This is a genomic window from Desulfoluna sp. (assembly GCF_030145185.1).
Classification (GTDB): domain Bacteria; phylum Desulfobacterota; class Desulfobacteria; order Desulfobacterales; family Desulfolunaceae; genus Desulfoluna.
This window is the reverse complement of the sequence record NZ_JAQYWB010000056.1, coordinates 13,145-38,763: the sequence shown is the minus strand read 5'-3', so window position 1 is coordinate 38,763 and position 25,619 is coordinate 13,145. Positions and strand designations below refer to the sequence as shown.

Genomic DNA, 25,619 nt, shown 5'->3' with positions numbered 1-25,619 from the left:
GTCGCCCCAGATGATGAGGAAGGGCAGGGTGGTGCCTTTGAGGGCGCCGGCGTTTTCGGGGATGCCGATGGAGGCCGGGGCCACGAAGGCGGTGAAGTCCGAGGGGTGCTCCGAGACCACGGGCAGGGCGTACTCGCCGCTGAAGGAGGGGGCGACGATGATGGGCTCTTTGACGCCGAGGGCTTCAATGATGAGGGGAAGCACCTCCTCTTTTTCGATATCGGCGGCAGGGGACTCGCCGTATCCGGGCAGGTCCACGGCGATGGCGTCGAAGCCTTTGTCGGCGAGAAGATCAAGGGTACCCAGCTCTTCCCAGTTGAGGGATGAAAAGCGCATTCCGTGAAGAAAGATGATGCTCTGGCGGTTTCCTGCGCCGCTTCTTCGAAGAAATACATCGGATTCTTGAATACGAATGGTGTGATGGGTGGGCATGGATCGCATCTCCTCATGGTTCTTTTTTTTTAAATGTGGGTGTGCCTGTGAGGTCCTGGTGTGATGACTGTCCTTTGTCTGATATATCAGATACCAGAAGATTGTGGAAGCCAACATTTTTTCAGTGAATTCGCAAAAGGCCGAATGTGCGTTACCGACATTCAACAGGACGTGGGGCCCCTATAACAAGGGCTGTTGCTGCGGGGTGCGGTGAACGGTGATTTTTTGCGAATGCTGCCGCGTCTATCCGGGGTGCGTTGCCGGGGTCAACAGAACCGACGGTGAGTGCGTGGCACCTCTTCCCGGCCTTGCAAACAGCAGCAAAAACTGGCTTTTTATGGCGTGCCGTGTGTCTGTCATCTCCTGTGTTCTCATCAGGGCATCATTCTCTGTCTCAGAGAACCATGAAACAGCCAAAAAACCAAGGACAAAAAGTGGGGCCGGTTGCATCCTTTCCGGGGGATGCGTATGGTAGGCAGGGTTCAAAAAGGGCCGCGTCTTTCAGGCTCGGCGAGGACGGTGGAACCCCTGACGCTTCAGGCGAATGAGGTCGTGAGGTGGCCAGAGTCCCAACAGCTTTAGATTTGATGTATTGAGACGCACAGGAGACGGACGACGCATGGATGGGTACAGGGTTCCGGTGGGGGTGCACCGGGTGGAAGAGAAGATTGGAGGGAGTCTGTTTATCGCCACGGCGGGTCGGGTGGCCTCTTCCGATGAGGCCCGGGTGTTTCTGGAGACCGTGAAGCGGGAATTCAGGGACGCCACCCACAACTGCCATGCCTTTGTGGCGGGTCCTCCGGGGGACTCTCTCTCGGGCATGGGGGACGACGGCGAGCCGCGGGGCACGGCCGGGCCGCCCATGCATCAGGTGCTCACCCATTGCGGCGTCGGCGAGATTGCGGCGGTGGTGACCCGGTATTTCGGGGGCACCAAGCTGGGGACCGGCGGTTTGGTTCGGGCCTATGGCGGGATGGTGAAGCGGTGTCTGGAGACGTTGCCGACGATTTTTTACGCGACCTCTGAGCCGGTGCAGCTGGAGGTGGGCTACGAGGATTTAAAGTCGGTGAAGCATGAGCTGGCGGCCCATGGGGGAGAGGTGGTTTGCGAAGCGTTTTCGGCGGTGGTGAGGGTGACGGTGAGGCTGCCGGAGGCTTCGAAAGCCGGTTTTTTTTCCCGTGTGTCTCAGATGGCACGGGTGGTGGAGGGGTAGATGGCGATTGATGATTACATCCGGGGCATGACGCATCACGCCGTCTTTTCTCACCAGATTGCCGCACACAAGGTGATTCCCGGACGGGAATCCAAACTCGGGGAGCTGGATCCGCCTTTGCCGCCTGCCCTTGCCGTGGCGTTGAAGGGGCTGGGGGTCGATCGGCTTTACAGTCATCAGGTCGCGGCCATCGAAGCGATTCGGCGGGGTGAGCACACCGTGGTGGCCACCCCCACGGCCAGCGGCAAGAGTTTGATTTACAATCTCCCGGTGGTGGAGAAGGTGCTGGAACACCCGGACACCCGGGCTCTGTATCTTTTTCCGCTGAAAGCCCTGGCCCAGGATCAGTTGAAGAGCCTGGAGCGTCTGACGGGTGCCATCTTCGCCGGTGAGCCGGTGAGTGCCGCCATCTATGACGGGGACACCCCGCCCCATGCCCGAAAGAAGATCCGCACCCGGCCTCCCCATATCCTCATGACCAATCCGGAGATGCTGCACCTCTCCATTCTCCCCTACCACGCCTCCTGGGCAACCTTCCTGAGGGGACTTCGGTTTGTGGTGGTGGATGAGGTCCATACCTTAAAAGGGGTGATGGGGTCTCATATGGCCTGGGTGTTCCGGCGTCTCAAGCGGATCTGCCGGTATTACGGCTCGGATCCGTGTTTTGTTTTCTCTTCAGCCACCATCGGCAATCCGGCGGAGCACACCTCTTTGCTCGCCGATGTGAAGGTGTCGGCCATCACCGAGAGCGGATCCCCGGCGTCTACCAAACATTTTATCCTGCTCAACACCCCGGAAGCGGCTTCCCAGGCGGCCATCAAGCTGATCCATTCGGCCATGCACCGGGAGCTTCGGACCATCGTCTATTGTCAGTCCCGGAAGATGACGGAGCTGATTGCCCTCTGGGCGGCGTCCAAAAAGGCTTCCTTCGGTGACAAGATCACTGCGTACCGCTCCGGCTTTCTGCCGGAGGAGCGCCGGGAGATCGAACGGAGGATGACGGAAGGCGAGCTTCTGACGGTGGTCTCTACCAGCGCCCTGGAGCTGGGCATTGACATCGGCGGGCTCGATCTCTGCATCCTCGTGGGGTATCCGGGGAGCATCATGGCCACCTGGCAGCGGGCCGGGCGTGTGGGGCGAAGCGGGCGCGATTCTCTGGTGGTGCTCATTGCCCAGGAGGACGCTCTGGACCAGTACATGATGACCCACCCGGAGCTCTTTTTTTCCATGGAACCGGAAAAGGCGGTGGTGAACCCGGCCAACGAGGTGCTCATGGCCAAGCACCTGGACTGTGCGGCGGCAGAGCTTCCCATCCGTCGGGGTGAGCCTTTGTTTCAGCAGGCGTCGGTGGCCGATAAGCTCTCCCGGATGGAGACGTACGGAACCCTTCTGGCCAGCGCAGATGGAGAGATGCTCTTCTCCCACCGGAAATTCCCGCAGCGGTCGGTGGCGCTTCGAGGGACAGGGGACACCTTTGATATCGTCGACGGCGGGAGCGGTGAGCTGATCGGCAGCGTCGACGGGGGCAGGGCCGTGCGGGAGACCTACCCGGGCGCGGTGTATATTCATCGGGGCGACTCCTATGTGGTGACGGAGCTGGACCTGGACAAGCGCGTAGCCGTGGCGCACAAGCAGCGCGTTCATTATTTTACCCGTATCCGCAGCCACAAAGAGACAGAGATTTTAGAGGTGATGGATCGCAAGCCTTTGGGGAATGCCTGGGTGGGCGTGGGGAAGTTGAAAGTCACCGAGACCATCACCGGTTACGAGAAACGGCTGGTCAAGGGCCAGCGGCTTCTCACGGTGATTCCCCTGGACCTGCCGCCCCAGATTTTTGAAACCGAAGGGCTCTGGCTGGAGGTTCCCGAGGCGGTGCGGGTCGCCATGGAGACGGAGCAACGCCATTTCATGGGGGGCATTCATGCGGTGGAGCATGCTGCCATCGGGATCCTGCCCCTTTTTGCCATGGCCGATCGAAACGACATCGGGGGGATCTCCATTCCCCATCATCCCCAGCTGGGCAAGGGGGCGGTGTTTATTTACGACGGATTTCCCGGGGGCATCGGGATCTGCAGCGGGGTGTTCGGCGAGGCCGATGCCCTGTTTGACCGGACTCTTTCGGTGATCAGCGCCTGTCCCTGCGAGACGGGGTGCCCGGCCTGTGTCCACTCGCCGAAATGCGGCTCAGGAAACCGGCCCATCGACAAAGAGGCGGCCCGGGTGCTCCTGGAAAAGTTGAACGTCCCTTTGGATGAGGCCCTTCGTGCGGCTGAACCCATGCCTCGGTTCCCGGCACCACGGAAGGAGAGGGGCGATGAACAGCCTGCCGCCCCCGGGCGGTTTGCCGTTCTGGACGTGGAGACCCGGCGGTCGGCCCAGGAGGTGGGGGGCTGGGGACGCGCCCGATTCATGGGGGTGAGCTGCGCGGTGCTCTACGATTCAAAAACCAACGACTTTTCCACCTGGACCGAGGACCAGATTCCTGAGATGGCCAGGCTCCTTAAGGATATGGATCTGGTCGTGGGGTTTAATATCCGGCGTTTTGATTACGAGGTGCTCTCCGGCGTCTGCGGCGTCGATTTCTACAGCCTTCCCACCTTGGATCTTCTCGATGAGGTCCACAAGCGGCTCGGGTACCGGCTCTCTCTGGATCACCTCTCCACTCACACCCTGGGCGCTGAAAAAAGTGCCGACGGGCTGACCGCCCTGGCCTGGTGGAAGGAGGGGCGGCTGGATCTCATCGCAGAGTATTGTACGAAAGACGTGGCCCTGACCCGCGATCTTTACCTCTACGGTCGCGAAAAAGGTCACCTTCTCTTCCAGAACAAAGCCTGTACCCTGGTGCGCCTCCCTGTTGTCTGGTAAGGCAACTCCCGGAAAATCCAAACAAATTGACGCCCCCTTGTCCCTGCGTGTATACTGATCGGGCAATCATCAGCATGTCGCACACATCCCTGGCGGACAGGCCTTTTCCGCCGGTTTTTCATCTTTATTCAACCCCCAAACGCCGGAGTGTCATGATTTATGAAGTTATGGCGCTACATTTTTAGCTGGGTTTTTCTGGTGGCCGTGTTTTCTATCGCCCTTTGGTTCAGCGTGTTCCAGTTGAAGGGTGAAATACGTCGAGAGGACCACCTGGCAGAGCTGCGCGGCTACGGTGGGGCGCTTGAGGAGATGTTGTCCTATCGCTGGAAGACCCTTGAAAGCCTGAGCCGCAATCCTCGGGTGGTGGGGGCGCTCCCAGGGGGAGGCTCACCTCCGGGGTCGGAGATGGAGCGATTGCTTGATGTGCTGGCGGCGGTGGAAGATGTGGCGATTGTTTACCTGATGAACCGCGAGGGAGATGTCGTTACGAGCTCTGCGTACGAGGGGGGGCAGCGGTTGACGGGGAACAATTACCGATTTCGTCCCTACTTCAAGTATGCCATGACGGGAAGAAAGAGGGTGTTTCCAGCCGTGGGGGTGACCACTTTGCGTCGTGGGCTGTACCTGTCTCATCCGGTGATGGGGCAGGGGCTGGATCCCGTGGGCGTCCTGGTTTTTAAGTTGGACATGGAGCCTGTAGATACGCTTTTCAGCCAGGCCTCGTCTCCCGTTGTCCTTCTCAATGCTGCCGGTGTGGTCTTTTCCGGCAACACCCCCGCATGGCTCTACCATGGCGTGCAACATCCCGTCGAGGCAGAGGTCGATTCCTTTGATTTTGAGCGGCAGTTTGTGGGGCATTCGCTCAGGCGTCTGAACTGGGCCTATGATGACAAAGAGGTCGAGGTGGGGGCGCTTCGGTACCGAATTGAGAGGGTGCCGGTCTCGGTTTATCGGTGGCGCCTGGTGGGGTTGTTTGTCAATGATGTTTATCCCCCTTTGCCGCTCGGTCAGCGGCGGATTACCCAGGCCGGATATTTGTCCGGACTGATTATGATTACAGCGGTCATTGTTCTCTGGGGAACGGTCAGCAGGCGTCTGCAGGCGGAGCTCATTTTGACCAAACACCGGGAAACCCTTGAGGACGTGGTGAACCGGCGGACCCGTCAGCTGGAGAAGGTCAATGATACCCTGGTTGAGGAGCTGGAGGAGAAACGGTTTGCAGAAAAACGGCTTCGGGAGAATGAGAATTCGTTTAAACGGGCCAACCGCATTGCCGGGCTTGGGAGCTGGGAGTGGGACCTGAAGGCCGATCAGGTTTTTTTCTCGGAAGTGATGATGGAGATCTACGATCGTGACAGTGATATCCGGGAGGGCCGGTTCGAGGAGGTGATCCATCGCATGGTGCATCCGGATGACCGGGAGAGCGTCATTCGGATGGGGCGCCAGTTGGTGGAAACCGGTCAGGGACATGCCTTGGAATACCGGATTGTTCGAGCCGATGGTGCCCAGCGATGGGTCCGTGCAGAGGTGCCGGAGGTCAAGGAGTTCACGCGATCCGGCGAGGTGGTTTCCCTCATTGGGACGGTGCAGGATATCACGGAGCGCAAGCTCAACGAAAACTCGCTTCTGCGCTTTAAGGCCGCCATGGAGCAGTCCGTGGACGGCATCGCCGTTGCTGATTTGAAGGGGGTGGTGGAGTTTGTCAATCCGTCTTGGGCGGAGATGCATGGGTACCGCGCCGATGAATTGACGGGGGTCAATCTGGAGACCTTTCACACCCGTCTCCAGGTGGACGATCATTTTCAGGATTTCCTGAACAAGGTGGTGCAATACGGAAGCTGTGAAGGGGAGATTGGGCATGTGTCCCGCAACGGTCGGGAGTTTCCTACCTGGACGAGCTCATCGCTCATGGCGGATCGTCAGGGCAACCCCATTGGCATTGTCTGGATCTGCCGGGACATCAGCCTACAGAAACATGCCGAGACGGTGTTGAAACGGGCCAAGGAGGAAGCGGAGGCCGCGACACGGGCCAAAAGCGCCTTTCTGGCCAACATGAGTCACGAGATCCGGACCCCCATGAATGGGGTTATCGGGATGATTGATATCCTTCTGGATACCGGATTGACCCATGAACAGAGGGATTACGCCGAATCGGTGAAGTCCAGTGCCGACGCCCTTCTCATTCTTATTAACGACATTCTCGATTTTTCCAAGATCGAGGCGGGCAAACTGGATATTGAAGAGATTGAGTTTAACCTGCGGACGGTCCTGGAGGATCTCAGCGATGTGATGGCCATTAAAGCCCGAGAGAAGGCGATTGATTTCGGATGTTTGATTCACGATAACGTGCCGGTCTACCTTCTGGGGGACCCGGTTCGGCTTCGGCAGATTTTAACCAATCTGGCAGGCAATGCCGTCAAGTTTGTGGAGAAGGGCAGTGTGATGATCCGGGTGGCCTTGAAAAAGACATGTGCGCAGCGGGTGAGGCTCTTTTTTGAGGTGGTGGATACAGGCATCGGGATCCGGGAGGAGGCTCTGGCACGGATTTTTGACTCTTTCTCGCAGGAGGATGCGTCCACCACACGCAAGTATGGGGGGACCGGGTTGGGGCTCTCCATTTCCAAGCAGTTGACCCATTTGATGGGGGGAAAGATCGGGGGAGAGAGCCGCCTGGGCTGGGGTACCACCTTCTGGTTCACTGCTGAGTTTGAAAAACAGGTGGATGTCCAGGAGGAGTGGTTTCATCACAGCAACGCCCTGGAGAATATTCATCTGCTTATTGTGGATGACAACTCGGTGAATCGCCTGGTGTTCAAGGAGTATGCCCGCTCCTGGGGATGTCGTGTGGCCGAAGTAGCCTCGGGGCCGGATGCCCTGGCGGTTGCCGATCGGGCTTTTCATGAGGGCATACCCTTTCATGCCGCCATCATCGACATGCAGATGCCCGGTATGGATGGCGAAGAGCTGGGACGTCGCTTCAAGGCGCAGGCGACCACAAAGGGGATCCCCCTTCTGATGGCCACCTCCATCGGTCAGCGGGGGGATGCCGTGCGCATGAAAGAGGTGGGCTTTGCGGCTTACCTGACCAAGCCTGTCAGAAAGAAAGAGCTCTATGAGCGGTTGATTCAGATTCTGAACCAGGCGGAGGCAGGGGCTCGGTTTCTTCCCCTGGCACAGACGGTGGAAGAGGAGCGAGGTGCGTCGGCCCCAGAAGGGAAAGGGATGCCTTCCATCCATGTTCTGCTTGCCGAGGACAACCGCATGAATCAGCGTGTGGCGGTCAATATGCTGAAGAAACTTGGGCACACGGTGAGGGTGGTCAGCAACGGCCTTGAAGCGGTGGGCGCCTTTGCAGAGGAAGCCTTTGATCTGGTCCTGATGGATGGACAGATGCCGGAGATGGATGGCCTGGAAGCGGCGTCGGAGATACGGCGGCTGGAAAAGGAGACGCCGGAGGTGTTGAGCCAAAAGGTGGGGCACGTTCCCATCATTGCCGTCACGGCCAACGCCATGACCGGGGATCGGGAGCGTTTTCTGGGGGCGGGCATGGACGAGTACATTGCCAAGCCCATCAAGAAAAAAGATCTGGAAGAGGTGATCAATCGGGTGGTGGGGGCCGAGTAGCTTTTCAGCACAGAGGCCGGGGAGGGCGTGTGGAAGAAGATGGTGTGAGATTTCTTAAAGAATCCGTGGGGGGCACCTGTCGGGCAGATCATGGCCTGACGCTGGAAGAACTGGAGGCCGTCTTTGCCCTCGTTCGGGCCATTTTGCCGCGGGATTCGGTGACCCGGGGGCATAGCCTGAGGGTGATGGATTACGCCCTGGCCCTGGCACGTCGGGTGGGGTTGCCGCGCAAGATGTTTCCCCACCTTGTGTTTGGCAGCCTGCTGCACGATTGTGGCAAGGGCGGGGTCTCCGATCATATTCTTCAGAAACCGGGGGCGCTGACCCCGGATCAGATGCGCCTGATGGGCCTTCACTCCGAACGGGGGCACACCATCACCCGCTGTGTGGGGCCTTTAGAGGTCGCCTCCCTTTTTATCCGGCAGCACCATGAACGCTGGGATGGGTTGGGGTACCCCGACGGCTTGTCGGAAGAGGAGATTCATCTGTGCTCGCGGATTATCTCTATCGTCGATGTGTTTGATGCCCTGACCTCCCATCGCCCGTATCGGAAGCGCATGCCGGTTCAGGCGGCCATGGGCGTGATTCGCAGTGGCCGGGGGAGTCGCTTCGACCCGGACTTGACGGACCTTTTTTTGACCCTGCTTCGAGAGAAGATGGTGAGCGTCCGGGAAGGGGGCGCCAGGCTTTTTCGCCCCTGGTTTACTCCGTCGATCGTGGTCGCCGAAGCCGATGGCCCTTTGCGGAGAGGCTTGACGCGAACCCTTTCATCTCCAGCCTCCCAGTTGTCGGTGGTGCGCTCCGGGGAAGAGGTGTTGACCCTTCTGGCGGCGGGACCGGTGGAGATGATCCTGGTGGGGGAGACCCTCACGGACATGTCTGGGGCGGAGTGCCTGGTGATGAGCCGGGAGTTTGCGCCCCACGCCGTGCGATTAATGCTCTGCCCCTTTAATCGCCTGGAGGCGCTGGTTGCCCAACGCGAGCAGGCGGGAATTTATCGTTTTGTGCTGGTGCCCTGGCATGAGCGGGAGTTTAAAGAGCTCGTGGAAGAGGCCCTGGTGTGGCGGCAGATCTATGCCGCGATGCGGGGGGGATGATGGCCGCAACGCGGAGGGAATGCTTTTAGGGGACGGCCTCAAACAGAGGGGTGGAGAGATAACGTTCCCCGGTGCTGGGAAGGATGACCACCATGCGTTTGCCCCTGGACTCGGGACGTCGGGCCACGGTCAGGGCGGCATGAACGGCCGCACCCGAGGAGATGCCGCAGAGCAGTCCTTCCTGTTTGGCCAGAAGCCGTGCCGTTTGAAAGGCGTTTTCCGAGGCCACGGTGACCACCTCATCCACCACGCTCATGTCGAGAGCACCCGGCACGAAACCCGCACCGATGCCTTGAATTTTGTGGGGCCCCGGAGAACCGCCGGACAGAATGGGCGACTCGGCAGGCTCCACGGCAATGGCCTGAAAGTGGGGGTTGACCCGTTTCAAGACCTGGCTGATGCCGGAGATGGTGCCTCCGGTGCCTACCCCGGCAACGACCATGTCCACCTCACCTCCGGTGGCGGCCAGAATTTCCGGTGCCGTGGTTTTCCGGTGAATGTCCTGGTTGGCGGCGTTTTCAAACTGGTTGGGGAGAAAGGCGTTGTCGCTTTTTTCGACCAGCTCCCTGGCGGCATCGATGGACCCTTGCATGCCCTTGGCTCCGGGGGTCAGGATCAGCTCTGAACCGAAATGGTTGAAGAGCTTGCGGCGTTCGATGCTCATGGTCTCGGGCATGGTGAGGCAGAGGCGCAGGCCGCGCCGTGCGCAGAGCATGGCCAGGGCCACCCCTGTGTTGCCGCTGGTGGGCTCCACAATGAGGGTCTCCTCGTTGATCTGCCCGTCACGGATTCCCGCTTCCAGCATGGCAAAGCCCAGTCGGTCTTTGACGCTGCCGCCGGGGTTGAAAAATTCAAGCTTTGCATAGAGTTCGACCGGCAACCCCTCGGTTATGCGAGTGAGGCGTACCAGAGGGGTCCTGCCGATGGTTTGGTCTACGGTGTTGTATCTGAACATGGGGTCTCCTTAAGGGGTTGGGCGAGGTCCATGGACATGCGAGAACCCGCGCTCGGGGTGGTTCATTTCGTTTTTGATCCGTTAGAGTCCACGTAGATGAGCTCCGGGGTTTCGATGAAGACTTTGGTGTCGGGGGGGACGGATGCGGTGAGCCAGACATTGCCGCCGATGGTGCAGTTTTTCCCGATGGTGGTGCCCCCGCCCAGGATGGTGGCGCCGGAGTAGATGATGGCGTTGTCCTCAATGGTGGGGTGGCGTTTTTTGCCTTTCAGGTGCTCTCCGGCACCGGGGGGCAGGGAGAGAGCACCCAGGGTGACACCCTGATAGATGCGCACGTTTTCTCCCACAAGGGTCGTCTCCCCGATGACGACGCCGGTGCCGTGGTCGATGGCGAAGCGTTTGCCGATCTGTGCTCCGGGGTGGATGTCAATGCCGGTGGCGCTGTGGGCGATTTCGCTCATGATGCGAGGTAAAATGGGCACCCCGAGTTCGTAGAGTTTGTGGGCGACGCGGTAGACGCTGATGGCGTAGACACCGGGATAGCTGAAGATGATTTCATCCACGCTGTGGGCGGCGGGGTCGCCGTCTCGGATGGCGCGAACATCATCGGCGAGCATGCGTTTGATGTCGGGGATGGCCCGGAAAAATTCAATGACCGCCTGGTGTCCCTCATTGGCGCAGGAGACGCAGGATTTGTTGTACCGATAGCAGTCGTGTCGAAAGGAGAGCACCACCTGCTCGGTGAGCAGATCAAAGAGGGTGGTGGTGAGCTGCCCGATGCGGTACGTCAGGTTTAAGGGGTCAATTTTCTTTCCGGCAAAGTATCCGGGAAAGAGCACCTGCATGCCGATCTTGATGATTTTCTTGGCATCATGCCGGGACGGAATGGGCTCATAGCCTACGTGCATAAAGCATTCTGGCTCGTTGCAGCTCTCGATGATTTTGCGAGTGATGTCGGGCATCAATTGACGGAATTGGGTGATGGATTCGTTTTCGGAACGGCAGCGGTCTGCCTCTTTGGGGAATACTTGATCCATGGGATGGGGGGTGCTCCGAGTAAGGGTTTTCTTTCATGGTCTGAAGGGTCAAACGACTCTCAGGCCGGTCCGGCCTTGTTTGACGTACATACCACATTGTGGTAGTATGGCGCAACATTGCCTGTCAGAATTAAGGACTCTTTTCGCCGATACAAACCCGAGGGCTCATCCGATGTCAATCAGGATACTTCTGGGAACGTATGGGCTGATTTTATCGGAGAATGCATGGACAGTAAAGAGTTTGCGACCATCCGCAAACGGCTCGCCAGGACCCAGAAAGGGATGGCGGAGGTGCTGGGCACTTCTGTCAAGGCCGTCCACAGCTACGAGCAGGGGTGGCGTTCCATCCCCGCGCATGTGGAGAAGCAGCTCCTTTTTCTGCTGGTCCGACAAAAGGGCGGGGGGGGTGCCCCCTGTTGGAGGGTCCGGCAATGCGAGCCCGAGCGGAAAAAAAAGTGCCCTGCCTGGGAGTTCCAGGCCGGGGACATGTGCTGGTTTCTTGCAGGGACCCTCGGTGATGACATGGGCGCGGCCTCCTGGGACGATAAGATGAAACGGTGCCGGGAGTGTGCGGTGCTTGATTACAAAACCCTCCTTGGCGTGTGACGCCTGATGCCGTCAAACAAACCGGTCAGTCCGTGTCTCTGGCTGTCAGCACGAAAAAAGGGATTCCCAAGACCTGCGCGGAGGCCTTTTTTTTAGACCCGCTATCGTTTTTTGCTCGTGTCCTTAAAGGAACCCATGAAGCGATTTCTCCCCCTTTTTCTTGTGCTGATCTCTGGTGGTATCGGGGTGCTCCATTTTGCGACACCCGGCCACGATATGTTTCTCCACGACACCTGGCGGCGTCTCAGCTATTTCCCCATCGCCGTGGGCGCGATTTTCTACGGCCTTCGGGGTGGACTCCTGGTCGCTCTCCTGAACTCCATCGCTTTTATTCCCCATCTGCTTCTCTTTGTCGGCAAGAACCCCATGACCTATCGGAGCGAGCTGACCGAGGTGCTGCTCTACTTTTCCGCCGGGGCGCTTCTCGGGATTCTGTCCGGTCGGCAGCGTCGGCTTTCCGAAAAATACCAGAAGATCTCTATCCAGCTGGAATCCACCCTGGAGCGACTCAAGGAGGATGCCCGGACCCTGTTGAGTTTTGAAGATCAACTTCGGATCAGCCAGAAACGGGCCGTGGCCGGAGAGCTCTCCTCGTCTCTGGCCCATGAGATCAAGAATCCCCTGGGAGCCATACGCGGGGCCGCAGAGATTATTCTGGATGAAGCCCCGGAAGAGGGCCTCTCCCGGAAATTTGCCGGGATTCTGATCAAGGAGACGGAGCGGCTGGACAAGACCCTGGCCGGGATGCTCTCCATGGCCACGGCCGGTGAGTCGGGCCGGGAAGGGGAGGAACACCTCCTGGCCGAGGTGGTGGGGCATGTGACCGACACCATGGCCATCCGCCTGAAAGACCTGGACGTGGATCTTGAGATGGTCTGTGAGGGAAAAGCGACAGGGGTGAGGGTGGAGGCGGAAAAGGTCTCTCAAGTGTTGATCAACCTTGTTTTAAATGCGGCGGACGCCGTGGGGCCAGGGGGCCACATTCATGTGACGGCGACCTTGGGGGAGGGCACCTGTACCCTGGCTGTGGTGGATGACGGCCCTGGCATTGATCCCGAGTTCTTTCCAAAACTCTTCGAACCCTTTGTCTCCGGTCGAGGCGACGGGACCGGGCTGGGGCTTTCGATCTCCCGGCGCATTGCCGAAAGCCTCGGGGGGAGCCTCATGGCCCGGAATCGCTCGGGTGGGGGGGCGGAATTTTTATTTCGGTTTCCTGTGGGGGGTTGAGCCTTAAGCCCCAGCGGTTAAAACGGATTTTTCTACCGTGGCTTCGCCACCTTGCCGCCAGAGTTATCCCGGTTTATGTCATCCCGTCAATTGGCAGGGAAAAACCGGCAGCTCATGCACTTGCGACGTACGATGCATTCCCTTACCCGTCACGCGAATGCGGACGCGAGGTGTTTTGAGTACCGACAGCCGTCTCGCATTCGCAAACCCGCTTTCAAGGTGGCTCACCTTGCCGCCGGAGGCCGCTTTTGATTTTATTCTGGAGGATTCCATGACCGGTACCCTGCTTCTGATTGACGACGATGAGAGCCTTCTGGCCGTCACCTCGCACAACCTGACCACGGGAGGGTTTTCCGTCATTGAGGCTCGCAGTGGGGAGGAAGGTCTGGCTTTGTTTCGGAAGGAATGGATGGATCTGGTGGTGACGGACGTGAAACTCTCCGGGATGGACGGCTTGGCGGTTCTTTCGGCCGTGAAGGAGATCAACCCGGATGTGCCGGTGATTGTCATCACGGCCCACGGGTCCATTGAGTTGGCGGTGGACGCCATGAAGCACGGGGCCTTTACCTTTCTTACCAAGCCTTTCAGCCGGGACGCCTTAAGGCTCTCCTGTCGCAAGGCGCTGGAGATGGGGTCCCTCCAGCGAAAGAACCGGCAGCTCATTGATGAGATTGAAACCATGAGGGGGCACGAGGCCCCTGTGGTGGCTTCCGATGCCATGAAGCAGCTTGTGAGCACCGCCGTCCGTGTGGCGAAAAGTGAGGCCCCGGTTCTGATTACCGGGGAGTCCGGGACCGGCAAAGAGGTGGTTGCCCGTATGATTCATCGGGAAAGTTCCCGCAGCCGCGGTCCTCTGATCACCGTCAATTGCGCAGCCATTCCGGAAAATCTGGTGGAAAGTGAGCTCTTCGGGCATGTGAAGGGCGCCTTTACCGGGGCGGTGCAGGATCAGCCCGGAAAGTTTCGTGCCGCAGACGGAGGCACCCTGTTTCTCGATGAGATCGGGGATCTCCCCTTGAGCATTCAGGCCAAACTCCTGCGGGCCATCCAGGAGAAAGAGGTAGAGCCCGTGGGCAGCCAGAAAGTCATCTCCTGCGATATTCGCCTCCTGTCTGCCACCCACAAAGATTTGCCCGTGGCGATTCGCGACGGGAGCTTTCGCGAAGACCTCTTTTATCGGATCGGCGTGGTGCCCCTGCAGATTCCCCCTTTGCGGGACCGGCCCGATGAAATCTCGGTTCTGGCCCATCATTTTCTTTCCACCTTTGCCCTGCGCGCCGGCAGAACCCTCTCTTTCAGCCAGGATGCCATCCGTGCCTTGTCTGCCCACCCCTGGCCCGGCAATATCCGTGAGCTCAAAAATGTGGTGGAGCGCTGCGCCATACTCGCCGTCGGTGAGAGGATCGACACCCCGGATCTTGCCCTGGTCGGGGCGGCAGGTGACGCCCAGGCCAGGGCCTTCCGCCTCCCTCGGGAGGGGCTCAGCCTCCCGGCCCTTGAACAGGATCTCATCCGCCAGGCGCTTGATCGCTCGGGAGGCAACCGTTCCCAGGCTGCTCGACTCCTGGGTGTTCCCCGGCACGTGCTGATTTATCGCCTCGAGAAGTATGGCATGACAGCATGAGAGGGCCAGGCGCCAGAGATTCGCCCAGTTTTTCGTTTTTCATCCCTTCGGCTTTTCTGCTCGGCACACACAATTTCGTCCCTGACTCTTGGCCCGGTAGAGGGCATCATCGGCTCGTTTGATGAGGGAATCGATGGTTTCCAGAGGGGAAAGCGAACAGGCGGCGGTACCGAAGCTTGAGGTGATTCGGATGAGCTCCTTCGTGTCGGGCCGGATGATCTCCATCTCCTCCACCTTTTTCCTCAAACGTTCTGCGATGTATTCGGCCTGGGTGTCATCCGCCCCCGGCATGGCTATGACAAACTCTTCTCCCCCGTATCGTCCCAGAAAATCATAGGTTCGCAGTGCCTCTTTCAGGGTTTTTGAGAAACATTGAAGCACCAGGTCCCCTATCTGATGACCATAGGTGTCGTTGACCTGTTTAAAATGGTCGATGTCGGTGAGGAGAAAGGAGAGTGGCGTCTGGCCCCTGTGCGCTCTGTCAGTCTCCTGGGCCAGCTGCTCCATAAAGGCCCGGCGGTTCATCATGCCGGTGAGGGGGTCGGTGTTTGCCAGCTGGAGAATCCGGTGTTCCAGTTCGATGATGCGCTGGCCGATCAGGATGCGGTATTTCAACTCTTCCTGATTGAATGGCTTGGTGAGGAAATCATCGGCCCCTGCTTCCAGGCCCTGAATGATGTCTCGTTTTTCTCCTTTGGTGGTGAGGAGGATGATGTAGATATAGCGTGTGATATTTAAGGATCGGATGTTGCGGCAGAGTGTCAGGCCGTCCATGTGGGGCATCATCCAGTCTGAGATCAGAAGGCTGGGGGGCTCGGGTTGTTTGATGATGTCAAAGGCCTCGCGGCCATTGACGGCCACGGTGATATCGTATCCCCATTTGAGGAGGTTGGCCTGAAGCACGCGCCGGGATATGGGGTCATCTTCAGCGATCAGGATTTTCATGATTCATTCCCTGTAAGGTGAGTTTGAGTTCATGGGTCAGGTCACCGAGTGCTTTTTCCAGTGTGGAAAACTCGTCTTCAGCCAGCGTCAGATTGTTTTGTTTTGCGTGGGTTTCAAGGCGCTGGGCAGAGTCACAGGCTTTTCGGGCGTCGAAATTGCTGACGGAGCCTCTCAGGCTGTGGGTGATTCGCTCCAGAGCGTGGCTGTCTTTGTCTGCGATGTTCTGCCGGATGCGCTTCAGGAGGTCGGGCAGCTCCTGGAAAAAAAGTTCGGCAATTTCCTGAAAAATGTCTTGATCATCCAGCACGGTCTCCATGGCTTTGGCCAGATCAAAGGTTCGGGGTTGAAAGGCTGGCGGGGATATCCCCTCACGGCCTTTCTTCTCCGTGATGTCTTGGGTCAGAGCCTCTATCACGCGGAAAAGAATCTCAGGTTTGATGGGCTTGGGGACATAATCGTCCATGCCTGCCCCAAGGCATTTTTCCTGATCGCCTTTCATGGCGTGGGCTGTCATGGCTACGATGGGAATGGTCGGCCCTTTGGGAGGCGACTGCCGAATGGCCCGGGTCGCTTCAAAACCGTCCATTTCAGGCATTTGAACGTCCATGAGGATCAGGTCGAAGTGACCTCGGTGAAAGGCCTCCACGGCGTCTCTGCCGTTGACCGCCACGGTCACCTGGTGCCCTCTGGATTGGAGGAGGTTGACGGCCAGGGCTTGGTTGACCTGGTTGTCTTCCGCCAGCAGGATGGTGAGCTGCTTTCGAAGTTCACATGCCGTGTGTCGCGTGATAACGCCCCTTTTTTCATCTTCCGGCAGCCCCAGGGTGATGAGGAGGGTGTCGAGGAATTCTGAGGCCTTGACGGGTTTGGATACATAGCCTTCGATGCCGAGTTCCCGGCAGCGCTGGCCCTCTCCCTTCTCGCCAGTGGCAGAGAGCAGGATGAGTTTTATCCCCTGACCAAAGGGTGCGTCCTTGATCAGCCGGGCCAGCTGAAATCCGTCGATGTCCGGCATGTGTCTGTCCAGCAGAGCCAAGCGGTATGGGGTTCCGTCATGAAAGGCCTGGGCGGCCAGATTCAGTGTCTCTTGGCTTGTGGCCGCGGAGGTGGGCACCAGGCCCCAGGTGGTGAGCCTTTCCTGGAGCAGGGCTCGGATGATGGCGTTGCCCTCCGCCACAAGGACGGGCAGTCCCGCCAGGTCCTGGCGCTTAAGGGGGCGGGGCGCTGTCTCTTCTGGACCGTTCAGCTCAAAATGCGCGGTAAAGTGGAAAACGCTTCCCACCCCGTTTTTTTGAGCGTCCTCGTTTTCTGGGGATAAGGGGGGGGCTTTAAGACATGGGTTCGGGCTTTCGGCGTGAATCTCTCCACCCATCAGCTCCACCAGCTGTCTGGAGATGGAGAGCCCGAGGCCAGTCCCCCCGTATTTTCTTGTGGTGGAGCCGTCCACCTGACTGAAACTTTTAAAGATGGATTCCCGGGTGCTCGGGGGGAGACCGATTCCGGTGTCTGCCACCCTGAAGTGGAGTGTGACCCCGGTCGGGGTCTCCTGCTCTTTTTCGACCCGGACGACCACCTCGCCGTTGTCGGTGAATTTGATGGCGTTTCCTGCCAGGTTGACGATCACCTGACGCAGCCTCCCCGGATCACCGATCAGGGCCGTGGGCACCTCGGGGGGAATGTCACAGATCAGTTGGAGGCCCTTTTCACGGGCCTTGAGCGAGAGGGTGTCGAGGGTGTTTTCCAGGGTCACCCGCAGATTGAATTCAATGGCCTCCAATTCCATTTTTCCCGCCTCGATTTTGGAAAAATCGAGGATGTCATTGAGCAGGCCCAGGAGAGAGGTGGCCGACATCTGAGCCATCTCCAGGTAGTCGCGCTGCTCGTCGGTCAGGGCGGTGTCGAGGACGAGGTCTGTCATGCCGATGATTCCGTTCATGGGGGTACGGATTTCATGGCTCATGTTGGCGAGAAATTCACTCTTGGCGGTGTTGGCTGTTTCAGCGAGTTGTGCCATGGCCCGGGCTTGTTCGATGGCCTGCTGGAGTTCCTGGTTGATCTCCTTTAACTCCGTCTCGGATTGTTTCTGGCGGGTGACGTCTCTGCCGATGCCGCGAAAACCCACAATCTCTTCGCTTTCATCTCTGATCAGGGAGACCGAGGTCTCCACGTGCCGGGCGACCCCGTCCTTTCCAATCATCTCCCAGGTTGCCCCGATGGCGGGTTGGGTTGTGCTGTATACGGTGGTGAAAATTTCAAACACCTTTTGGGTGTTGGCCGGGTCCAGAAAGTCCTGGTAATTTTTCCCGGTGAGGTCTTCTTTTGAAAATCCCAGGAGGCGGCAGAAGGCGTTGTTGAAAAAGAGAAAATTGCCTTTGAGATCGACCTCCAGATAACTGTCCTCGATACTCTCCACAATGGTGCGATATCGCGCTTCGCTCAGGGTCAGCTCGGTGGCCGCTTGCTTGTACGTGTCCCTTTGCTGTTCGAGTTGTTTAATTCGGTGTTCGAGTTCTAAAGGGCTGGGTTTCAGCGACATGGTGTGCCCTTAACCTTGGGGTGCAGGGGGGCGGTCGGGTGGACCGGGACTTATGATCAACGGGATGTCTTATGAACAGGCTGTGTGACGTCAGGCGTTCCGGCTGCATTTTTTGGACAGGCAGGGGGACTGTGTGAGGCGCTGGGCAGGGGGGGCTGTGTGGCATGGCCTGATTTTACAGGCTATTTTCTTTACTGAATAGTTTAACTGTATTGGCGGGGCGGGTCAAGGGGCATGGGAGGCTGGAGGCGTGGACCTCTCCCGCGGTTCTCCTGCCTTTGCCGTGGGTCGTGCCGCCGGGGGTATAGGTGATGCCTCTGACGCAGTGTTTCATTTTTGCTTAAAAAGAGGTATCTTATACGGAATATCCCCAACAGAAGCCATCCATGTTTTCCAACCGATAATCAGGAGGCGGCTATGCCCGGTGTACGTCGTTTTGAGGTGGATGATGTTCTTTATCCGTTTGAATCGCATTGGTATGAATGGGATGGGGCGTGCATGCACTATATCGATGAGGGGGAAGGGATGCCTGTGGTGATGCTTCATGGCAATCCGACCTGGTCCTTTCTTTATCGGAAGGTGATTCGGCAGCTGCGCGGGACCTGCCGATGCATTGCACCGGATTATCCTGGGTTTGGGTTTTCGGATCATCCCAAGGGCTATGGGTACACCCCGCCGGAGCATGCCGGTTGGGTCAAGGCCCTGCTGGCTCACCTTGCGCTGGATCGGTATGTGCTGGTGATGCAGGACTGGGGCGGGCCCATTGGTCTTTCCATCGCCGTGGAGGCACCGGAGAAGGTGGCGGGGATGCTGTTGTTAAACACCTGGTGTTGGGCTCCCCTGATGAACGCCCGCCTCTTTTCGTGGGTCATGGGGGGGCCGTTTCGGGAATGGATGCATCAGAAACACAATGTGTTTGCCCGTAAGGTGCTGCCCTGGGGTATCGCCGGGTCGTCGAAGTATGACCCGGACGTGATCGATGCCTACCTTTCGCCTTTCTCTACCTACGAGTCCCGGCGGGGGACCGCCGAGTTTCCGTATCAGATTCGAAAGTCCAGCGCCTGGCTGGCCGCCATTGAAAACCAGTTGAAGCTGTTGAAGCCGGTACCCAAAGAGATGGTCTGGGCCACGAAGGATCCGGCGTTTGGCAGCGATGCGTATATTCACAGGTGGCGGAGTTATTTCCCCGATATTTTTGTTGAGCGCGTGAACGATGCCTCCCATTACCTTCAGGAGGACTGCCCGGAAAAAATTGTGGCTGCTTTGGGGCGGGTCTTTGATACGATCGCTATTCGTGAAAATACTGAACCTGATACGTGAAGACGTCCAGTCCGGGCTCCTGCCAGGCCTGCTTGGAGAGGCCGGCTTTGAGGCAGAGCTGAGAGAGAAAGGTTTCCGGGTTGGGGATTTGTTCCCAGACCTGGGGGAGAAAGGTGGCCGATGCGCCGCCTTTTTTTATGATGACCCCGTCAAGTCCTGTGCGCAGGTTCATGAGAAGGGCCTTGGGGGAGTCAAAGGCGAGGGGGGCCGGTGAGGTGAGGAGGCTGATTTCGATCTCGATCTCATCAAATTCGCCCGATTGCACCGCGTTAAACCGAGGATCGCGGAATGCGGCGGCAAAGGTGTTGTCTTTCACCGAGTTCCGAAGGGTGGTGACGGGAAGCAGGGTCCCGATGCAGCCTCTCAGCTTCCCTTGTCGTTTTAAAGTCACAAAGGTGGCCTGTTTTTCTTCAAGGGAGGGATCTGTAGAAAGGGGCTCCGCTTCTGTCAGGTCCCAGGGGATGTGGAGGGCTTCGGCCAGGGTTCTGCGCGCCAGCTTTACAAGGGCCATGCCCTGGGTTCGGTCAAGGGGGGGGATGGGGGCGGTTGCCATGGGGACCTCCTGATTATCATTCAAAGCCATGGCATTTTATCCCCCGGTGCGAGGGGGAAAATGCCATGGCCATTTGTCTTTTACTTTCGTGGTGACTCTGCCCTATAGCAGCCGGATATTCCAGTTCCACTCTCCGGGTCGTTTTTTAAGCTTCACGGTTTTGGGAATGGGTTCGTGCATATGGACAAAGAGGGAGTACCCCCATTTTTTAAGGTCGGAGGATTTATCGGTGATGTCCACTCGCCAGTTGGGGTAGATCCAGTGGTTCTCTCCGTGTTTGGCCACCCAGGCCTCTTCGCCTTTGGGGCTGGCAAAGGGTTCGTGGGGGTTCAAGTCGGGGGTCAGGGTCCGGGCGATGGTCAAGGGGTAGTAGCCGGCCACCACCACGCCCGTGGGCAGGGGGGAGGCCTGGGCCAGGTCTCTGAAATCTTCTTCAGAGAGCTCTGGAGAGGCCATGATTCCGGTGAAGCCCCTTTTTTTGAGGGCATCCGCCGTCAGGGTGTTGGCGATGTTGCAGAAAGGACCCGCCCAGAGGTGGAGTCCTTTTCGCTTGGCCTCGGGGAAGAGGGCGATCTGCCAGGGGGCACCCAGTACAAAATTTTTGGCGCCGAAGTTGACCAGACGTTTGACCAGGGCCGCATAGTCCTTCTCTTCGTCGGGCCAGATGACGGGGGAGAGCCACCACCAGCGTCCGCCCACGCCAGCTTTGCGGGTATTGGGGACGGATTTTTCAGAGATCCAGGTGGCCGTTTCGGTATTCTTGGGGCCGTGTCGATCCTCACGGAAGAGATAGAGCGTGGTGGATCGGTCACCTCGTTTGGGCTTGTAGCGCATCACTTTGGGGAGCTTGGCCGTTGCGGCGGACACGGGCTCGATGGTGAAGGCGTCGGCCTCTTTGGCGAGGGCTGCGATGGCATCTTTCAAGCCTTTTTCACGGCGGTCGATGAGGAAGACAGGGGTCCCCTTGGCCGGGATGCGTTCTTTTTGCGGGGCGATGTTGAATGTGCCCCGCTTGGGCACGCTGCCCTTGACGCGGCGGATGAGGTGCCCTCTTTCATCTTCATAGCCGATCCGCAGGAGATCGCCGGGGAGCAGGGCTTCCCGTGGGCTGAACGAGGCCTCTTTGTAAGAGCCCTGAAGCTTGCCGATCATGAGGCCTGAGGCCGTTTGAGCCTTGGTGTCTACGGGATTGAAGGGGCGCTGGGGAAGAAAGTTGTAGTGGGTGCTGGGGCGTCCCAGGGCCAGCTCTAATAGGCCCTGAGCGCTTTTCTTGGCCTGTGGGTCTTTGCCGTTGTCCCGCAGCATCTTGTACGCGAGCGTGGTATAGTAGACGTAATGAGGCCCTTTTTTACGCCCTTCGATCTTCCAGGTGGTGACCTGGGGGATCTCCAGGAGGACCTTGACCAGGGTGTCCAGGGAGAGGTCCTGACAGGAGAAGAACCGCTCATTTTTGTGGCCCTGCTTGTAGAGCCGTCGGCAGGGCTGGACGCAACGTCCGCGCAGGCTGCTTCGGCCGCCCATGTAGCTGCTCCAGTAACAGCGTCCCGAAACCCCATAGCAGAGGGCGCCGTGGATAAAGACCTCCAGGTCGATGCCGTCGGGGACCGCTTCGGCCGCCGCTTTGATCTCTTCGACGTTGAGCTCCCGGGGCAAGACGATGCGCTTGGCACCTGTGGCGGCGACTGCTTCGGAAAATCCTTGCGTAAAGGAGACGTTGGCCAGGGTGGAGAGGTGCAGCTCCCCTTTGAACCCGGCGGCTGCGGCCAGGGCAGGGATGGCTGGATCGGCGAAGATGATGGCGTCTGGCTGCACGAGTCGGGCGAGTTTTTCGAGCTGGCTTAAGGCCCGCTCCAGCTCATGCTCCTTGAGCAGGGTGTTCATGGTGACGTACACCTCGGCATTTTTTTCATGGGCGAGGCGTGTCAGGGCGGCGAGCTCCTCCATGGAGAAGTTATCGGCCTCCATGCGGGCGGAAAAGCTCTTCAGGCCGCAGTAGACGGCGTCGGCTCCGGCGGCCAGGGCCGCGAGAAACGCGTCTTTGCTTCCGGCCGGGGCCAGGATTTTAGGCGGATTATGTGTGATGCCGTTTTCCGGCATGGTGTGACTCCTTTGTTGTCGAGGGTTCGCGGCTGTTTTGCCCCCTAAATGTAAAACACCTCATGCCGGTAATCAAAGGGACGATGAGGCGTCGTGGTGTTGCCAGTTGAGGTCTGCATCCTGATTTTTCCGGCGTGTTGTAAGCAAGAAGGGCCGAGGGATGCTGTGATTTATTTGTGGTCACCACCATGGGGGGAACACAACGGAAACAGAATATCAAATTTGAAGGTAAAGTAAACAGATTCAATGGGTGACACCGTTTCTTCCCCCCCTGGCGTGATTTATCTGATACAGGAAGAGTCAATGCTCTGAAAAAAAAAGGGGTGTTGAGAACAGATGATAAATTTGATACCCAGAGTTGTTCGGACATGCGTGGGGTCGCATGTGTAGATTGTGAATGGATTTTTAGGCTGTTATCGTTTCCTGGACAGGGGGCGTCATGCTTGTTTTTATACCTGTTTGAAGGGATCCCTTCCACTTTTCTCGAAGAGTTTATCTGTGATGGGTGATTTACGGTTTACATGGGTCGGTGAGTTTGCCGACAGGGAGACGGAGAGTGCGTACCGGGGCTCTTTCTGGCCGGAGATGGTGCGTGGGCTCTCCCGTATCTGTGTCCTCCTGGCGCTGGGGTTTCTCCTTGGAGGGTTTGCTTTGCCTGTCGAACAGGGCTGGGGCCCCACCGTCCGTGTCCTCTCCTGTCTGCGTGGGGTGACGGCCGCCATGGGGCTTGTTCCTCTGATGCTTCTGGCGCGAGGCCATGTCCTGCGGAGAGTTCCCGGGGTCATGGCTTTTTTTATCCTGTGCGTCGGGGCCTGCGAATCGATCACCTCCGTGTTTATCCACCGGCCGTGGGCCGGGAATTCCATCCCTTTTACCCTCCTGTTTGTGTTCCTCTTCTATTTTGTGGCTCCCCTTGCCTGGCGGTATATCCTGGCTGCGGCGGGTCTTATCTCGGTGCTTTGTCTTGCCATCCTGACCCTTTGGGGGGGGCGCACCTGGGCAGACCTGTTTCCACTTATTCTCCTGTTGTGTGTCGTCAACGGCCTCGGCTTTGCCCTGTTTATTCAGATGGCCCGATGGCGAAGGCAGCGCTTTTTCGAGATGGAGGCCATTCAGCGGTCGAACGAATCCCTGCGTCGGGACGTGGAGGAGAGAAACGAAATCAATCGTCACCTGGAGCACCTGGCCATCACCGACAGCCTTACCGGCGTGGGGAACCGGCGCAAGTTTCTGGAGGTGGCGGAGATGGAGCGGCGTCGTGCCTGCCGATACGGGGTGTTCTTTTCTCTGGTGATGCTCGATATTGATTATTTCAAGAAGGTGAACGATCGATACGGTCACGAGGGAGGCGACATCGCCCTTTGCGAGTTGACTCGGGTGGTGGAAAAGCAGCTCAGGTGTTCAGATCTGCTGGTGCGTCTCGGGGGCGAGGAGTTTGCGATACTGCTCCCGGAAACCCGCCAGGATGAAGCCTGGATGCTGGCCGAACGTGTTCGTCAGCAGGTGGCGGCCCATGTGATTCATACCGGCGTGCTGCGTTTCTCGCTGACGGTCAGCATGGGCGTGACCGAGGTACAAATAGATCAGGAAGATTCGGTGAAAGGGATGCTGAATCGCGCCGATGCCGCCTTGTACAAAGCCAAAAGCAGGGGGCGCAATCGGGTCGAAATCTATCGGGTGGATCGCTAAACTGTCTCTTTTCTATCCAGGCCTGCGGTGGTCTGGGGTGATTTTTCTCACCGCTTGGCGGGTGTGTGTTTTTTTTACTCAGTGTCACAAGGAGATGAGACAGCTTTGTCTTGATGCAGGAGAGAGACAGGGTTCGGTTTGATGGAAACCGTGCGTAAGAACTTGGATTTACGTCGCTTTATTTTTAATTTTCTTGTTTGGCACGGCATATGCATTAAGATTTAGGCATCATTATCATTAACCCCAACTCGGAGGTGAGGCATGAACGCCATCGAATCCCGAACGACCCCATATGAAGTGTCCCTGGAAGAGGTAACCCTGGAGTCCTTGATTGCCGCCGTCAGTGAATCTATCGAACCCGGTGAGGAGGCGATTATCCCCCACGTCGTGAATCAGATTCTCCGGCAGGGAAATGCCCGCCTGCGCTCTTGCTGAACAGCGAGGGGGGGTGCATTTCACGCGCCGTGTCCCTGGCCCGGATATTTCATGAGAAAACGATCATACCAAATCAATCCTATGTTATTACAAGTATATACTGTAAAAATTTAGATATTTCAAAAATGGAAAATGTAATTCACGGTTTTCTGATCGCTTTTCTCACCCTTCGGGCGAGCCGAGGGCACCCATCTTCTTCGTTATCAGAGCTTTGAGGTAAACCACTACATCTGCAGCTCTGATGCCTTGAATATGGGTGTCCTCGACTCGTGAAATATCCGGGCTGGGTGTGTGATGCCTGAAGGCACTCTCCCTATTTGATTTTTTTGTCAGAATTTTATAAAACCCCTAAGATCATGGGGGCCTGTGTAAAGTCGGCCCGACAGCTGCCAGAGGCAGCCGTCGGGCCTCGGTACGCTGTGATGCCCTGCAGGACCGCCATGGGCACCCCGCTTTCATCGGGGGCTTACCGCCCTCACCTGAGGGCTTTTATTTTTTTGATCTAAGGTATTGTGCGTGCATTTTTTAGCGTGATTCAGTGACGCCTCGGCGTTTATTCGGGGCTCCAGTGGCCGCTTCCATAGTTAACAAGATAAAATTTATTCGTTCAGAGGGACAAGAGTTATGACAATCCAGGAAAATTCCATCGTTCGCCAGAGAGACAAAGAGACCTACGCCGTGGTTCCCCACGTACCCTGCGGGGTGATTACCCCCGACACCCTCCGTAAAATTGCGGATGTGTCTGAAAAATATGAGGCCGCCGCTCTTAAAATCACCAGCGCCGCCCGTATCGCCATCGTGGGCCTCAAGGAAGAGGACGTGGCCAAAGCCTGGGAAGACCTCGCCATGGTCCCCGGCCAGGCCGTGGGCAAAGTCGTGCGAAGCATCAAAGCCTGCCCCGGTACCACCTTCTGCTCCATGGCCAAGCAGGACGCCCTCACCCTCGGCATGACCCTGGATGAAAAATACCACGGCATGGAGCTGCCCAGCAAAACCAAGATGAGCGTCTCCGGCTGCCAGAACCAGTGCGCCGAGAACTGCATCAAAGATGCCTCCCTGGCCGGTACAAAAAACGGCTGGACCCTCATGGCCGGTGGCATCGGCAGCGGGCGTCCCCGCCTGGCCGACATCATCGCCGAAAACCTTGAGACCGAAGAGGCACTGGCCATGTTCGACCGCCTGGTCACCTACTACAAAGAGAACGGCAAAAAACTCGAACGCCTGGGTCGCATGATCGATCGTGTCGGCCTTGATGTCGTGAAGGCTGCCGTGGCCGGCGAAAAAGCGGCCGCTTAAAAAAAGGGCCTCCGGCGGCAAGGTGAGCCACCTTGAAAGCGGGTTTGCGTCGTCGCCGCGATAAGCTG

18 protein-coding genes are annotated in these 25,619 nt (G+C 58.0%); 11 read left to right on the top strand and 7 right to left on the bottom strand.

The genetic code is table 11. From position 1 onward, the window contains the following. On the bottom strand, window positions 1-432 hold a 432-nt coding region (locus Q1Q75_RS16710), incomplete at its 3' end, for an alpha/beta hydrolase (protein ID WP_300672923.1). A 619-nt stretch (window positions 433-1,051) separates the two neighbouring features. Between Q1Q75_RS16710 and Q1Q75_RS16705 the strand changes: the two genes are divergently transcribed. The 4 genes from Q1Q75_RS16705 to Q1Q75_RS16690 all read left to right on the top strand — a co-directional run bounded on the left by Q1Q75_RS16705 (window position 1,052) and on the right by Q1Q75_RS16690 (window position 9,231). Next, a complete protein-coding gene (locus tag Q1Q75_RS16705; protein WP_300672921.1) occupies window positions 1,052-1,645 on the top strand; it encodes a YigZ family protein in 594 nt (197 codons plus the stop codon). Further along, complete coding sequence (locus tag Q1Q75_RS16700) at window positions 1,646-4,510, top strand: DEAD/DEAH box helicase (RefSeq protein ID WP_300672919.1); 2,865 nt, start codon at window positions 1,646-1,648, stop codon at window positions 4,508-4,510. It abuts the gene before it with no gap. Between the two features lie 159 nt (window positions 4,511-4,669). After that, window positions 4,670-8,134: a response regulator gene (locus Q1Q75_RS16695; protein ID WP_300672917.1), complete on the top strand. Its 3,465-nt coding sequence runs from the start codon at window positions 4,670-4,672 to the stop codon at window positions 8,132-8,134. A gap of 29 nt (window positions 8,135-8,163) precedes the next feature. Then, window positions 8,164-9,231, top strand: a complete 1,068-nt coding sequence (locus Q1Q75_RS16690) for an HD domain-containing phosphohydrolase (protein WP_300672915.1) — start codon at window positions 8,164-8,166, stop codon at window positions 9,229-9,231. Window positions 9,232-9,256: 25 nt separating this feature from the next. Here Q1Q75_RS16690 and cysK read toward each other — a convergent pair whose 3' ends face one another. Together cysK and epsC are read right to left on the bottom strand one after the other, a co-directional pair. After that, window positions 9,257-10,186, bottom strand: a complete 930-nt coding sequence (gene cysK / locus Q1Q75_RS16685; protein WP_300672913.1) for a cysteine synthase A — start codon at window positions 10,184-10,186, stop codon at window positions 9,257-9,259. Window positions 10,187-10,248: 62 nt separating this feature from the next. Then, window positions 10,249-11,223, bottom strand: coding sequence for a serine O-acetyltransferase EpsC (gene epsC / locus Q1Q75_RS16680; protein WP_300672911.1), 975 nt, complete (start codon window positions 11,221-11,223; stop codon window positions 10,249-10,251). 225 nt (window positions 11,224-11,448) lie between these two features. Between epsC and Q1Q75_RS16675 the strand changes: the two genes are divergently transcribed. The 3 genes from Q1Q75_RS16675 (at window position 11,449) to Q1Q75_RS16665 (ending at window position 14,680) form a co-directional block, all read left to right on the top strand. Beyond that, on the top strand, window positions 11,449-11,829 hold the full coding sequence (locus Q1Q75_RS16675; RefSeq protein ID WP_300672909.1) for a two-CW domain-containing protein: 381 nt from the start codon (window positions 11,449-11,451) through the stop codon (window positions 11,827-11,829). 135 nt (window positions 11,830-11,964) lie between these two features. Further along, complete coding sequence (locus tag Q1Q75_RS16670) at window positions 11,965-13,056, top strand: HAMP domain-containing sensor histidine kinase (protein ID WP_300672907.1); 1,092 nt, start codon at window positions 11,965-11,967, stop codon at window positions 13,054-13,056. A gap of 271 nt (window positions 13,057-13,327) precedes the next feature. Next, on the top strand, window positions 13,328-14,680 hold the full coding sequence (locus Q1Q75_RS16665) for a sigma-54 dependent transcriptional regulator (RefSeq protein ID WP_300672906.1): 1,353 nt from the start codon (window positions 13,328-13,330) through the stop codon (window positions 14,678-14,680). A gap of 39 nt (window positions 14,681-14,719) precedes the next feature. Here Q1Q75_RS16665 and Q1Q75_RS16660 read toward each other — a convergent pair whose 3' ends face one another. Both Q1Q75_RS16660 and Q1Q75_RS16655 read right to left on the bottom strand, forming a co-directional pair. Then, window positions 14,720-15,625: a diguanylate cyclase gene (locus Q1Q75_RS16660; protein WP_300672905.1), complete on the bottom strand. Its 906-nt coding sequence runs from the start codon at window positions 15,623-15,625 to the stop codon at window positions 14,720-14,722. Beyond that, entirely contained in the window at window positions 15,606-18,161 is a 2,556-nt protein-coding gene (locus Q1Q75_RS16655; RefSeq protein WP_300672904.1) for a response regulator, read from the bottom strand. The genes Q1Q75_RS16660 and Q1Q75_RS16655 overlap by 20 nt, the downstream gene beginning before the upstream one ends. 417 nt (window positions 18,162-18,578) lie before the next feature. Here Q1Q75_RS16655 and Q1Q75_RS16650 point away from each other — a divergent pair, with 417 nt between their 5' ends. Then, window positions 18,579-19,481: an alpha/beta fold hydrolase gene (locus Q1Q75_RS16650; protein WP_300672903.1), complete on the top strand. Its 903-nt coding sequence runs from the start codon at window positions 18,579-18,581 to the stop codon at window positions 19,479-19,481. On the opposite strand, the gene amrA is transcribed toward Q1Q75_RS16650, so the two are convergent. Together amrA and Q1Q75_RS16640 are read right to left on the bottom strand one after the other, a co-directional pair. Continuing rightward, window positions 19,450-20,034 carry an AmmeMemoRadiSam system protein A gene (gene amrA, locus Q1Q75_RS16645; RefSeq protein WP_300672901.1) on the bottom strand — a complete coding sequence of 195 codons (585 nt, stop codon included), beginning with the start codon at window positions 20,032-20,034 and terminating at the stop codon, window positions 19,450-19,452. The genes Q1Q75_RS16650 and amrA overlap by 32 nt on opposite strands. A gap of 102 nt (window positions 20,035-20,136) precedes the next feature. Continuing rightward, entirely contained in the window at window positions 20,137-22,131 is a 1,995-nt protein-coding gene (locus Q1Q75_RS16640; protein WP_300672899.1) for a U32 family peptidase, read from the bottom strand. A 501-nt stretch (window positions 22,132-22,632) separates the two neighbouring features. Here Q1Q75_RS16640 and Q1Q75_RS16635 point away from each other — a divergent pair. From Q1Q75_RS16635 to Q1Q75_RS16625, 3 genes are all read left to right on the top strand, one after another. Further along, complete coding sequence (locus tag Q1Q75_RS16635) at window positions 22,633-23,820, top strand: GGDEF domain-containing protein (protein WP_300672897.1); 1,188 nt, start codon at window positions 22,633-22,635, stop codon at window positions 23,818-23,820. A gap of 261 nt (window positions 23,821-24,081) precedes the next feature. Further along, window positions 24,082-24,255 (top strand): hypothetical protein, encoded by a 174-nt coding sequence (locus Q1Q75_RS16630; RefSeq protein ID WP_300672895.1) that lies wholly within the window; start codon window positions 24,082-24,084, stop codon window positions 24,253-24,255. Between the two features lie 624 nt (window positions 24,256-24,879). Further along, window positions 24,880-25,551, top strand: coding sequence for an NAD(P)/FAD-dependent oxidoreductase (locus Q1Q75_RS16625; RefSeq protein ID WP_300672893.1), 672 nt, complete (start codon window positions 24,880-24,882; stop codon window positions 25,549-25,551). The last annotated feature ends 68 nt before the right edge of the window (window positions 25,552-25,619 follow it).

What these genes read in the sequence shown, in the direction of transcription:
- Q1Q75_RS16660 (WP_300672905.1), bottom strand. Translation starts at nt 15,625, where the DNA reads ATGAAAATCCTGATCGCTGAAGATGACCCCATATCCCGGCGCGTGCTT.
- Q1Q75_RS16635 (WP_300672897.1), top strand. Translation starts at nt 22,633, where the DNA reads ATGGGTGATTTACGGTTTACATGGGTCGGTGAGTTTGCCGACAGGGAG.
- amrA (WP_300672901.1), bottom strand. Translation starts at nt 20,034, where the DNA reads ATGGCAACCGCCCCCATCCCCCCCCTTGACCGAACCCAGGGCATGGCC.
- cysK (WP_300672913.1), bottom strand. Translation starts at nt 10,186, where the DNA reads ATGTTCAGATACAACACCGTAGACCAAACCATCGGCAGGACCCCTCTG.
- Q1Q75_RS16630 (WP_300672895.1), top strand. Translation starts at nt 24,082, where the DNA reads ATGAACGCCATCGAATCCCGAACGACCCCATATGAAGTGTCCCTGGAA.
- Q1Q75_RS16655 (WP_300672904.1), bottom strand. Translation starts at nt 18,161, where the DNA reads ATGTCGCTGAAACCCAGCCCTTTAGAACTCGAACACCGAATTAAACAA.
- Q1Q75_RS16640 (WP_300672899.1), bottom strand. Translation starts at nt 22,131, where the DNA reads ATGCCGGAAAACGGCATCACACATAATCCGCCTAAAATCCTGGCCCCG.
- Q1Q75_RS16665 (WP_300672906.1), top strand. Translation starts at nt 13,328, where the DNA reads ATGACCGGTACCCTGCTTCTGATTGACGACGATGAGAGCCTTCTGGCC.
- Q1Q75_RS16670 (WP_300672907.1), top strand. Translation starts at nt 11,965, where the DNA reads ATGAAGCGATTTCTCCCCCTTTTTCTTGTGCTGATCTCTGGTGGTATC.
- Q1Q75_RS16695 (WP_300672917.1), top strand. Translation starts at nt 4,670, where the DNA reads ATGAAGTTATGGCGCTACATTTTTAGCTGGGTTTTTCTGGTGGCCGTG.
- Q1Q75_RS16625 (WP_300672893.1), top strand. Translation starts at nt 24,880, where the DNA reads ATGACAATCCAGGAAAATTCCATCGTTCGCCAGAGAGACAAAGAGACC.
- Q1Q75_RS16650 (WP_300672903.1), top strand. Translation starts at nt 18,579, where the DNA reads ATGCCCGGTGTACGTCGTTTTGAGGTGGATGATGTTCTTTATCCGTTT.
- Q1Q75_RS16675 (WP_300672909.1), top strand. Translation starts at nt 11,449, where the DNA reads ATGGACAGTAAAGAGTTTGCGACCATCCGCAAACGGCTCGCCAGGACC.
- epsC (WP_300672911.1), bottom strand. Translation starts at nt 11,223, where the DNA reads ATGGATCAAGTATTCCCCAAAGAGGCAGACCGCTGCCGTTCCGAAAAC.
- Q1Q75_RS16705 (WP_300672921.1), top strand. Translation starts at nt 1,052, where the DNA reads ATGGATGGGTACAGGGTTCCGGTGGGGGTGCACCGGGTGGAAGAGAAG.
- Q1Q75_RS16700 (WP_300672919.1), top strand. Translation starts at nt 1,646, where the DNA reads ATGGCGATTGATGATTACATCCGGGGCATGACGCATCACGCCGTCTTT.